We start from the raw sequence: 11,455 nt of genomic DNA, 5'->3' as shown, positions 1-11,455 counted from the left end.
GGTAACAAGAGTTCCATCACTTTCAACTGAGCTAAAGTTAGTTGTTTTTGTAAATGTGTCTGGTAGAATGTTGGTAACATTATTTTTTAGATAGGCAAGCCTGTAACAATTTTGCTGCCTATCTTTTTTTACCACACATTGCCTCAATCCTTACCAAATAAGGGTTCCAGGCTCCTTGTCACCCCCCCAGATTGATGCTCAAACTCCTCTTGGGGTGGTGCGCCGCAGGCACACCCCCTGAACGGTTACTCTCAATCCTCTTATTAACAGAGTCAGCATTAGTCGAATACTTGATGGAGTTCCTGATTTGAATTTTTATACAAACGTTGATTCAAGTTTAGTCCGAACACCTGCCGCATCGGGCAATTGTGATTGAAGTTACGATCGAAATTCGCTAATATATTGCTTTTTTTATCGAGACGACTCACGCTTTTGGAGAAAGGATTCGAGGTACTGGGGCGTTGAAAACAAAGTGCATTATGTTCGAGATGTAACTAGCGGACAAAGACAAAGATGCTTGCCGCATTCGCACCCGCATTCCCTGGCGCTAAATCCAATTCGATGAGAAACGGAAGATTGGAAATTGGAGATTGAGTCGGAAGATGAATCTAGGGCTAAAAAGATTTATCTCTGGTGAAACGGGCAGGATGCTTGCCTAGCGAGAACAGTGCCTGATGTCAGTTATAATTGATTTCAGGTATTGTTCTCAATCAAACCCAATCAACTGGTAACAGCGACGAAAAATCTCAGCCCTCAGATCGATCGCGCAGCAAGAAACCAAGCGGATGAAGCCAAGAGTACAAGATGTCAGTTATCACGAATACTTTCTGTGGGAGATTGCCCGACGACGGCACCCAAAATTGAAAATTCTGACAGCCAATGGCTGATTCTGCTGGCTTCATGTTATAGTGGTTTTCCAAGAATTAAATTCGGTTGCGTAGTTTGTTGGTGTTTATTTACAAGCGTCTCTCCGAATCTAAATCTCTGCACCCTAATGATTCTGGAGATTTTATGTCGATTTACGTGGGTAATCTTTCATATGAGGTCACATCAGACGACCTCAGCGAAGTATTTGCCGAGTACGGTACTGTAAGCCGCGTCCAAGTGCCAATGGACCGGGAAACAGGCAGGATGCGGGGTTTTGCTTTTGTGGAAATGGCAAGCGAGGCAGAAGAAGCAGCAGCCATCGCAGCCCTAGACGGTGCTGAGTGGATGGGCCGCGACTTGAAAGTCAACAAAGCCAAACCTCGCGAAAACAACAACAAACGCTCCTCGGGCGGCGGCGGTGGCTGGGGCGACAGCAGTCGCTCTTCACGACGCAACTAAGCTTTGAGACTGAAAAATTTGAGTTTTGGTAGTTGACGGCAGGTGCGAATGCTGCTTTTTTTTCGGGTTGTTCGATCGACCCATCAAATAAAACTCCCAAACCTCTAAATCAGTTTTGCCCCCTCTTTCGAGGGGGCTTTGTTTTTGGCGAAAAATCCCCCGAGGTACGCCCGCGGCGAACTTCCCAGTCTAATTCGCGATTAGGTATCCTCTTAACTTCTGTTTTTAACAGGCTTTCGGGATTTCTGGGCTCGACTCCTGTAAACTATCAAACTAGAATTAAGCACAAAGATTTTTTAAAGTTAGAATAACGGCAAAAGCGATCTCGATCGAAAAACAAACAATCTTTACTGAAAATTAGCCGATCAAACCAGCCAGACCAGCAAATGTATTGATTTTGCCTGAATAAAGATGTCTAAGGTCTACAGCACGGCGGAACTCATTAAAATCCTCGAAGAAGAGCGCCAAGCCTGCTTGCACGGGCGGCGCCTCAACTTGACTGAAACTCCTGCTACAGGCAACCCCGTGATTGACCGCTTTCTCAAATCTGAGGGCGTGCAGAAGTTCACTGCTTATCAAAATTTTAAGGCTGCCGTGCACGAATACCAGCGGGAACATCAAATTTCTGGGATTGTTTGGCGGGAAATGGCGGTTAAAGGCAATACTCTACGCTATCCGGCAGTGCATGACGAATTAATCGCTCTACCTGTTGATTTGATGACGCTGAAGGCAGCTAAGATTGCTATGTTGGAATTCTGGCAGCAGGTAATTGCGGGGATGGATTTGTATTTAAGTGTTAACAGCGGAAAGGATTTTCGCTCGATCGAGCCGGTTGATGTAGAGGCTTTAGCCCAGCGCACAGAATGGGCCAGTCTCTCGAAGTGGGAAAAGTTGGATTTTCTAGAAATTTTGTTGCAGTTGGGCTGGGGGAAGCCGGAGGAAGCTTATTACAAGCGGGGATGGCCGGCTTCGGGCAGCGAGTACATTCACGCCGTAAAACCCGGACAGCGGCCGATTTGTTAATTGGGAATTGGAAATTGGTAATTGCTAAGAGGATATGCTGAATTCAGAACCATTGACAACACAGAAATTGAGGACACGGCAGTGCCGTGTCCCTACCCCAAAACGTCGTAGCAGGGGCGAGGGCCCGACGCCATCGCCCAATCCGATTTAACCATCACCCGATTTGTAGGGACACGGCACTGCCGTGTCCTGAGTGTGGGTAATATCTGAAGAACTCATTTATTAACATCAGAAATCTGACAAAGCATCAAGCCAAACCACTGATTTGGATCTGTCCAAACTTGCACTGGCATTAAACCGCGCTGCGAAAGTTCTTCCTTTACAGTATTGAGATTAAACTTGCGCGATATTTCGCTGCGGATAGTTTCTCCCGCTGCAAATTCAACCGTTAAATTGAGAGCGCGCAACTGAACAGTTTGCTGTTTTTTACTTTTCAAGTGCATTTCAATTTGACATTCCTCTTGATTGTAAAAAGCCCAATGCTCGAACTGCGCTAAATCAAAATTTCCCTCATATTTTCGATTTAAATGCCGCAGCATATTCAAGTTAAATGCCGCCGTCACTCCTTGACTGTCATCGTAGGCAGGCTCTAAAATATCCTTAGATTTGTCCAAGTCAATTCCCAGCAAAAAATACTCTCCCGGCTGCAATGCACCGACAATTTGCGAGAAGAATATATCGCATTCTCGATCGTTGAGATTGCCGAGGGTACTGCCTAGAAAGCAAATCATTCGGGTTGGCAACGGCGACGGTGCAATTTTAGCTAAGGCTAATTCGTAAGTGCTGACAAGTCCGTGAATCTGGAGCGACGGATAATCTGCCAACAGTTGACAAGCGCTGCTTTCTAGGATAGTAGGACTGATGTCGATCGGCAAATAGTGCAGGGGATATTCCAGTTGACTGTAAGCATCGAGGAGAATCCGAGTTTTGGTGGAACTGCCGCTGCCGAGTTCGACAATTTCGCAGGGGCCCGTTAAATTGGCGATCGCCCCCGCGCACCCCTGCAAAATCGCCGTCTCAGTGCGTGTTAGGTAGTATTCCGGCAACTGGCAAATCAACTCGAACAGGTTCGATCCGCGATCGTCGTAGAAATACTTTGGAGGCAGGGATTTGGGGTTTTGAGTCAACCCGCTAACTGCATCGCTGCCTGCATTGATTTCTGCAGGTGTTGGTGCCGCAGCGCTCACCAGTCGCTCTAAGTGCAGCCGGTTTTCCTTTGTTGAGGCTGAGTTTGCCGTGTCGGACAGTCTTGGGGATTTCATAGAGTAGTTTTTAGATGCACATATGGGTATAGCACGCCGTCGCGTTGCCAAATATCGCGCTCAAGTCAGATTTTTCATGCTGCTCTCCATTCTGTATTTTCTCACCGCATGGCGATCGCATCCACAATAAAAACTTAAAATTTATCCACAAGAATTATTGAATAATTAACCAAACTTGTTTTCCTTAAGCTTCTTAAATCGGAAAAACTTGGGCATTTCGCAACCAAATTTAGTTCCAAATTTCCTTTCGAACCATCGATATGATGTCAGTAAAATAAGCGTTATCAGGCAAGTTTTGAGGACTAAATTCCTCTGAAAACTCCGACTAATTAAGTCTTAAATGTGAATACATTTGATAGCAGTTATAATTATATAGCGAACTACTTAGCACAGCGAAAACCAGCAATAATTTGCCGCACGCCCGGATAATACCAATTCCGAAAGCTCGATCGCAGTGCCTGCGGAAAAGTCGCCCAACTCCCGCCTTTCAAAACCCGGTGTTCTCCATCAAAATAAGCTTGAGAATATCCCCTGTAAGGATAACTTTCAAATCCCGGATAGGCGTCAAAGGTTGAAGCAGTCCACTCCCAAACATTACCCAACATATCGCAGCAGCCGATCGCACTTGCTCCTTTGGGAAAGGCATCAACTGGCGAGGTATTGGCAATATTATTGCCGTGATTGCACAGGCTGCCGTTTGGCGGTTCTTCTCCCCAAGGATAGATGCGATATGTTTGATTTTTGGCATCCCAACTCGCAGCTTTTTCCCATTCGGCTTCCGATGGCAAACGCTTGCCGGTGAAATTGCAGTAAGCTTCGGCTTCGTACCAACTGACACCGCAAACTGGATGGTTGTTGAAAGCTGGATTTTCTGACCAGTAAAGCGGTCGATCGACTAAATGAGATTGCAGCCATTTCCAGCCGTCCGCTGACCACCAATCAGGGTTTTTATAGCCGCCGGATTCCATGAAATCTCGGTATTGACGGCAAGTGACGGGATAGCGATCGATCGAGTATGCTTCTAAATAACACAGGTGGCGCGATCGCTCGTTATCCAAAGCCTCAGCAGCATCGCTTCCCATGTAAAATTCCCCGCCCGGAATTTCAATCACCGGCGAATCCGTAATTGGGCATCGGGCATTGGGCATTGGGAATTGGGCATTGGGCATTGGGAATTTCTGCTGCTTTATTCCTCTGTGTTGTAGAGAATTAATCCGTGTATCCGTGTCCAAATCCGTGTCGTGCCTTCCTTCCTTCTTCCTTTGCATTTGCAACACGAAAGCAACAGTTTCGCAGTGCTGGCTTTCGTGCTGAATAATAAAGCGCCAGAGACGTTCTTGCTCGTCAATCGGCGCTACTTCCAAATAATGTAGCACCTGTTTTCTGACCGAATTTAAATAACATTCAACTTCTTCCAGCGTTGGCAAATAAACCCGTTCTTTCTTAGGCAAAATATCAGCAGCAAACAGTTGGTGATACTTAGGAAAGACCGGCTTCAATCCAGCACACCGCTGCAACAGCCACAAATCCTCAGTATAAGCAATGTGACCTAAGTGCCAGCCAACCGGACTGAAATCAGGATGAGCTTGGCGGCAAAAAGTATCATAATCGATGCCTGCAAATAGCTTGAAAGTGCCGCTGCGACACTGGTGCAAATCGCGATAAATTGCCTCTTTACAAGATTGGATAGATTTCGATATCACGCTCTACTCCGGTACTGATAATGCTCTGGACTGGGCACGAGTGCCAATTGCCAGCAAATAAAGGTTCAGAAGCAATGATGACAGAATTCGGGAAATTTAAATCGTCCCGCAGCCAGTAGAGGGAAGGAGGGGCTTTTTGGGAAGCAAAGCGAGAGGCAACAAGTTGGTGTCCGTCGCTGATAATTATATTAGCTGAAAATTCTACTTGGTGAAAGTTTGCTAGCTCTGCCAAAGTTTTCAGCGAGTTTTGCAAAGCAGCTTGTACGGTCAGATTTCCGGCTGTCAATTCATTGACAAACAAGGCGAAGATATGCTCTGAATCTGTAGTACCGTTAATTGATTGATAAAGCGTATCGCTGAGTCGATCGCGAATTGGTCTGTAAAGAGTTTGCCGAAAATTCTTCACGAAGCCGTTGTGTACGAACAGCAGGCGATCGTTCTGAAACGGCTGACAGTTGCTCAAATCTACAGCTTGTCCTGAAGTTGCACTGCGAACGTATCCGATCGCGCATCCTGATTCAACGTATCGACTGATACTAGGAAGGTTAATGTCATTCCAAATTGGCTGTACATTTTTATAGGTAAACGGATCGGTATCTAGGTGCGGGTGATACCAACCAATACCAAAACCGTCAGCATTTAGTAGGCCAGAAGTCATTTCGCGGGGCTGGTAACTCTGCACAATTAGGGAATGTTCCGGCTTGTACAGAATAGCATCGAGTAAAATCGGCTCCCCGAGGTAGCCAAGCAAACGGCACATAAAATTTTTGCAGCAATGTAATTAGCATTTTAGACCAATAGCCGGCAAATTAGCCGATCGCGCATCTTCAGCGCTGGAAGGTTTTTTGTAGGCCGCTGCCAGCATCGCAGTACAAACGATACAGTTAAGGTAGAACCCCAGCAGCAAAAGGAGACTCTGAATGTTCATCGACGAACTCATCCCCGTGGTCAAAGAATTGATCCAACAGCCCATCGCCTTCACTGGCGGATTTTTTTCTGGCCTGCTTCGGCTTAACCTTCACGAAGAGCCCGTTAAAACCTGGATCGACGACCAAGCCGGTTCAACTTCCTACACTACTCCCCCAGCCGAACCCACCAACGGTAAAAGCAGCGGGCCTCAGTCAATCTCGATCGACTAAGGAAAAACATTGACATCCTCCCGCCGCTAATTCGGGATACCGAATATAGCGGGGGATTCCAAATATCGCTCTTTGGGCTTCCTGTTTCTACGAGTTGACTTGCTGAAAAAAGTTTCCTCACCCAAGTATTGGTCAGTCTCACGCCTAGGCGTTAATTTCGATGCGATCCACGGTAGTTAATGCTTTTTCTAAAAGGTTTCGTGCAGCGTTCCAATCTCTGTCCTGAGTGTGTCCACAATGCTAGCAAGTATGTGTTCTGCTGCTTAAAGACTTTTTGACGACCTCCCCACAATTGGAGCACTTTTGTGAAGTGTAGTGGGGTGGTACAGGAACTGTTACCACCCCACTACACTTCACAAAATAATCAACCAACTCAACTACGGAACTGAGTCCACGCTGCGTCAGAAATGGATTTAGAAAGATGTCGATTTTTCACCATATTTCGCACCTTCAAGTCCTCATACGTCACTATGTCGTTGGACATCACTACGCACCTTGCCGTTTTGATAGCAAAGTCTTAACGAAACGGCGACTTACCTTGAGGTGTTTTCGAGCCAGTTTATTTCTAAACTTAGCTCTATTTCTGGAACCTTTTTTGGTCTTCGACATACGACGTTGAAGTCGCCTCAAAGACTTTTCAGATTTACGAATATCGCGCGGATTGGCTGCTATTTACCCGTCGGAATCGGTGTAGAAGTGATTCAATCCTCGATCGATACCGACATTATGGGCAGTTGGTTCAGGTTTATCCAAGCGTTCTCTGTCAAGACAAAATTGAGCGTAGTACCCGTCTGCACGACGCACACAACGCCCACACGCTTAATCTGCTTCAATTGATAGAAATGCAAATCCCTGGTTCCCCACATTTTAAAGGTTCCCCCTTTAAAACCGTCAGAGAAAGTGATATATTACCGCTCTTCGGAAAGCTTCCATCCACTGGTTTTGGACTCAACCTAACCATGTATTTGTTATTATTTGAACCGAGGATACCCCTTTTCCCTGATTTGTTCTTCTTGCAGTTTTCATAAAAGTGAGAAATGGCAAACCATGCTCTTTCAGCGCTAGCTTGACGTACCATAGAATTGAGGTTTTTAGCAAACTCAAGTTGGCTTGCCAGTACAGCGCAATATGCACTTCACTCGTATTTACCAATGTCCTTGTTGTCCATCCAGTATCTGAGGCAACTGTTCCGAACAAAACGACCAGTGCGAATAGCTTCATTCAGCTTTCGTACTGCTCTTTCGTTCCTTCTAGTTTTGCTTCCAATACCAACATTTTTACACTCAACTCCTTGACTTAAGTATAGCTCGTTGGCTAGTTGGGTGTGTACAGAAATTGTCAAAAAGGAGACTGCACCCCGCCCTTTTTATAGCGGGATTGAAAATTAATTGGAGTGCGTCTCGTTTTTTACGGGCAATTCATCTACATGAGAAAGACTATACTATACAATATGTGTTCGTGACTCCAGCGAGGATCGCTGTAGTAGAAAGAAGCAAAAATATTATGTTGAGAAAAATGAATTTACAAACCAGACTGATCGGTGCGTTTGTGATGATGGGACTTTTAGTATTTTTAGTTGCCTGGGTAGGATGGAACTCAACATCTAATCTCAGTCAACACATAGATACTCTTGGTAAAAATAACTTACCGAGTATTGAATACTTATTGAAAATTAACCAGGGACAAACCCAAATTGAGGCATCAGAGAGAGCGCTAATTAATCCGGCACTCAGTCAAGCAGAAAGGCAAGATGCCTTAAACAGAATGGACAAGGCTTGGCAGCAGATTCAAGATGCGTTTAAAGCATACGAACTCATTCCACGCATCTCAGAGGAAGACGCAGTTTATCAACAAATGCTTAAGTATTGGGAGGATTGGAAGCAGGAAGATCGAAAACTCCTGCGAATTAATCAAGAATTTGAAAAAATGGGAATTTTCAATCCTGTGGCTTTGCAGCTAAAACTAATTAAGCAGGGTAAAAGTAATTCGCCAGAAATCGCAATAGCAAACACAGCTAGTAACATTTTGGATAAACTTACTCAGCAAGCTAAGGTAACTCGCGTTAAATTTATTGCCTCGGAAAAATCAACCTTAGCCGTTGTTGATTCTAACAAGAAACAAGCAGATCGCGCTTATAAAAGTGCAGAAACTGATATCAGTAAGACTCAAGTAGCTGTATTCTTGGGCATGACAGTTGGACCGCTAACGGCGATTGTTTTAGGAATAGCTTTAAGTATAGCGATCGCCAAACCTTTAGATAAGGCCCTGAAAGGTATTATTAATATGATTGTCAGTTCTTCCACCGAGATCGCTGCTACCATAGAGCAACAGGAACGTATTGCTGTACAACAAGCTGCTTCTGTCAATCAAACAACTAGCACAATGGATGAATTGGGCGCATCATCGAGGCAATCCGCTATGCAAGCCGAATCAGCCCTTGAGAATGCCAGTCATGTCTTAAACATGGCAGCAGAAGGCAGTAAAGTAGTGCAGACAACCCAGCAGGGAATGTTGACTTTGACGGAAAAAGTCGGAGGGATCGCCGAGCAAGTTTTACATTTGAGCCAGCAAACCAATCAGATTGCTAATATTACTAATTTAGTGAGCGATTTGGCTAATCAAACTAATATGCTGGCAATTAACGCTACAGTGGAAGCAGTACGCGCCGGAGAACAAGGAAAGGGGTTTGGGGTGGTGGCGAGGGAAATTCGCAGACTGGCAGATCAAAGCAAGAAATCGGCGGCTCAGATTAATGATTTGGTAAACGATATTCAGAATGCCATTAATAAGACAGTGAGTGTAACTGATGAGGGTAATAAAACTTTAGATAAGAGCCGGAAGTTGACTGAAAGTACGGCGGAGACTTTTAACAATGTTGCTAATGCAATTAACAGTGTTGTTGTCAGCAGTCAGCAAATTTATTTGAATACCAAACAGCAGGCGATCGCTATTGAGCAAGTGGTAGATGCGATGAATGTTCTGAATAAAGGAGCAGCGGAAACAGCTAGCGGTATTACCCAAAGTCGAGTTGGCACTCAAACACTTAACAAAGCGGCTTTAAAGCTCAAATCTGTAGTTTAATTGAGAAAAATAATATCCTCAACTGGGGATTAAGGAGATGGGGATAAAATTTTCCCAATTCCCCATTTCCAATTTCCCATTCCCTATTTTGCCAAAGGATTGAAGGTGACATCTGCCGTCTAGGGAAGGGCTGGGGAGATGTCAAGTAGGTTTCCTCAAAAGGCTGTATAGATGTGTATAGCAATTCTCAAGTGAGTGAGGTACAAATTTAGATTTTAGATTAAAGAATTGAAGAAGTGGGAAATTGGTAATTAACTAGCCAGTACCTCACGAAAGTTGAGAACCGCTATATCAACGATCGCGGCGGGGAATAACCCCATATATTATACCTTGTTAGTCGCTTTGTTGCCGAAGATACTTGACGATTCGTCGCCCACAAATCACTCATCTGATTAAAATCAAATATTGTTCCGAGGTGGGATTCCTCACCGCCTCAAAATTCATCTCATCATTCACTCGAACGGTGAGTGAGAGCTTGTTTTCGATCGAGCTAACTATTGCAGCCAGTACAAAGGGTTTGTGAATGTGGCAAACCCTTTTAGTCAGATTCGATCGCCCAGTCGTATGCTAGATAACACTTAAGAGTTAAATTAATCGGTTATTATGTATAGCACAACAAGTTCAGTTCGATCGACATGACTATCTATATTGGAAATCTGTCTTACCGCGCCACCGAAGAAGACCTGAAAGCAGTATTTGCAGAGTACGGTACTGTCAAGCGAGTTGTCTTGCCTACCGACAGGGAAACCGGTCGGATGCGCGGTTTTGCATTTGTTGAGATGATGGAGGATGCCCAAGAAGACGCTGCAATTGCCGAATTAGACGGTGCAGAGTGGATGGGGCGCCCCTTGCGAGTGAACAAAGCTAAACCGAAAGAAGAGGGAAATCGAGGCGCAGGTATCAAGAGGAACGGCGGATATTAGTCCGCGATGTGGCGGTTGACATCCTCTCGGAACCCACCTGATGCACAAGTGCGCCAGTAGCGCCGAATTGATAGCAGCAGTTGATTTTGGGGATGCAATGTTGTCAAATCCGCTGCCCAAAAACATCGATTCTTTATGGGCTGCACTTGATTCATGCTTTTTGAGAAAGACAGAATTTAAGCTATCGCGCATTTAAATTGTATATTCAGGGCGGGCGGGACGCCCACCCCACAAGACTTTATTTTTTTTTGACAGACAATTTAAATGTCGCAACAGCTTATGCACGCTAGTGTAGAAACCCGATTTCTTCCGCGATACCTGGCTGCTAAAGCCAAGATTTATTAGGAGAAACCGGGTTGATGAATGTCTGTCTTAAAAAGAGTAAACTCGCCCTTTTTCATCAATATAAACTGACCGATCTTGCCTAGTGCGGCTGTCCGATCTGGTGATGCGAATCGTCACAATGTTTTGCTGCGAGTCAACGTTATAGTCGTATTTCAAAGTTGTGGTTCCTCCTGTGGCATTAATCGGAATATTGGCAATGTCGCCGGTGCGATTGCTGATGCGAACAATGATGTTTTTGGTGACTCCGACGGGCAAGGATGACAAGCTGGCACCTGATTGACCGTATTCTAGGTTTAATCCTGTTTCATTTAACAGTCTGAGGGTAATGTTGCGAGTATTGTCAACCTGCGCTTGAGGTTGCCAGAATCCGGGTTTTGTCCCGCCGTCAGTTGCAGGTTGAGATAATGCTGGGTGGGGATGCAGACAGCCGAGGGCGGCAAGTATTGCTGCGGTTGCAATAATTTTTGATTTCACTGTTTGTACCTCCGGGTAAAGTGTTGGTGATATTTCTATCCTAGCTTTAAAATCAGAGCTTTTGATAGCGGAAGGAAAAAGAAGGAAGAAGGAAGAAGGAAGAAGGAAGAAGGAAGAAGGAAGAAGGCCCTTCGGCTTCGCTCAGGGTAAAAAAAAGGAAGAAGGAAGAAGGAAGAAGG

General features: G+C 45.1%; 13 protein-coding genes. 5 read left to right on the top strand and 8 right to left on the bottom strand.

The annotated features are described in order from the left end of the window. The first annotated feature begins 1,011 nt into the window (after positions 1-1,011). Together QUA56_RS35470 and QUA56_RS35465 are read left to right on the top strand one after the other, a co-directional pair. Positions 1,012-1,326 (top strand): RNA-binding protein, encoded by a 315-nt coding sequence (locus QUA56_RS35470; RefSeq protein ID WP_333368408.1) that lies wholly within the window; start codon positions 1,012-1,014, stop codon positions 1,324-1,326. A gap of 411 nt (positions 1,327-1,737) precedes the next feature. After that, positions 1,738-2,349, top strand: a complete 612-nt coding sequence (locus QUA56_RS35465; RefSeq protein ID WP_333368405.1) for a hypothetical protein — start codon at positions 1,738-1,740, stop codon at positions 2,347-2,349. Positions 2,350-2,564: 215 nt separating this feature from the next. Here the strand turns inward: QUA56_RS35465 and egtD are convergent, their stop codons facing one another. From egtD to egtC, 3 genes are all read right to left on the bottom strand, one after another. Beyond that, positions 2,565-3,611, bottom strand: a complete 1,047-nt coding sequence (egtD, locus tag QUA56_RS35460; RefSeq protein ID WP_333368402.1) for an L-histidine N(alpha)-methyltransferase — start codon at positions 3,609-3,611, stop codon at positions 2,565-2,567. Positions 3,612-3,991: 380 nt separating this feature from the next. Next, positions 3,992-5,314, bottom strand: coding sequence for an ergothioneine biosynthesis protein EgtB (locus QUA56_RS35455; protein ID WP_333368399.1), 1,323 nt, complete (start codon positions 5,312-5,314; stop codon positions 3,992-3,994). After that, positions 5,286-6,074: an ergothioneine biosynthesis protein EgtC gene (gene egtC / locus QUA56_RS35450; protein ID WP_333368397.1), complete on the bottom strand. Its 789-nt coding sequence runs from the start codon at positions 6,072-6,074 to the stop codon at positions 5,286-5,288. The genes QUA56_RS35455 and egtC overlap by 29 nt, the downstream gene beginning before the upstream one ends. Before the next feature lie 160 nt (positions 6,075-6,234). Between egtC and QUA56_RS35445 the strand changes: the two genes are divergently transcribed. Further along, entirely contained in the window at positions 6,235-6,453 is a 219-nt protein-coding gene (locus tag QUA56_RS35445; RefSeq protein WP_333368394.1) for a hypothetical protein, read from the top strand. Between the two features lie 240 nt (positions 6,454-6,693). On the opposite strand, the gene QUA56_RS35440 is transcribed toward QUA56_RS35445, so the two are convergent. The 3 genes from QUA56_RS35440 to QUA56_RS35430 all read right to left on the bottom strand — a co-directional run bounded on the left by QUA56_RS35440 (position 6,694) and on the right by QUA56_RS35430 (position 7,257). Then, entirely contained in the window at positions 6,694-6,795 is a 102-nt protein-coding gene (locus QUA56_RS35440) for a zinc ribbon domain-containing protein (protein WP_333368392.1), read from the bottom strand. 144 nt (positions 6,796-6,939) lie between these two features. Further along, the gene (locus QUA56_RS35435; RefSeq protein ID WP_333368389.1) at positions 6,940-7,062 is read right to left on the bottom strand and encodes a hypothetical protein; all 123 of its coding nucleotides are present in this window, start codon (positions 7,060-7,062) and stop codon (positions 6,940-6,942) included. Positions 7,063-7,125: 63 nt separating this feature from the next. Beyond that, complete coding sequence (locus tag QUA56_RS35430; protein ID WP_333368386.1) at positions 7,126-7,257, bottom strand: hypothetical protein; 132 nt, start codon at positions 7,255-7,257, stop codon at positions 7,126-7,128. 711 nt (positions 7,258-7,968) lie between these two features. On the opposite strand from QUA56_RS35430, the gene QUA56_RS35425 reads away from it, so the two are divergent. Further along, positions 7,969-9,534, top strand: a complete 1,566-nt coding sequence (locus tag QUA56_RS35425; RefSeq protein ID WP_333368383.1) for a methyl-accepting chemotaxis protein — start codon at positions 7,969-7,971, stop codon at positions 9,532-9,534. A gap of 635 nt (positions 9,535-10,169) precedes the next feature. Continuing rightward, positions 10,170-10,457, top strand: coding sequence for an RNA-binding protein (locus QUA56_RS35420; protein WP_333368380.1), 288 nt, complete (start codon positions 10,170-10,172; stop codon positions 10,455-10,457). On the opposite strand, the gene QUA56_RS35415 is transcribed toward QUA56_RS35420, so the two are convergent. Together QUA56_RS35415 and QUA56_RS35410 are read right to left on the bottom strand one after the other, a co-directional pair. Further along, a complete protein-coding gene (locus QUA56_RS35415; protein ID WP_333368377.1) occupies positions 10,454-10,612 on the bottom strand; it encodes a hypothetical protein in 159 nt (52 codons plus the stop codon). The two genes, QUA56_RS35420 and QUA56_RS35415, sit on opposite strands and share 4 nt — an antisense overlap. Positions 10,613-10,829: 217 nt before the next feature. Then, a complete protein-coding gene (locus tag QUA56_RS35410) occupies positions 10,830-11,276 on the bottom strand; it encodes a hypothetical protein (RefSeq protein ID WP_333368375.1) in 447 nt (148 codons plus the stop codon). Positions 11,277-11,455 lie beyond the last annotated feature (179 nt).

This window comes from Microcoleus sp. N3A4, from assembly GCF_036701805.1.
In the GTDB taxonomy this organism is placed as follows: Bacteria; Cyanobacteriota; Cyanobacteriia; order Cyanobacteriales; family Microcoleaceae; genus Microcoleus.
Note: the sequence above shows the minus strand (reverse complement) of the source record. Positions and strands in the feature narration are given on the sequence as shown.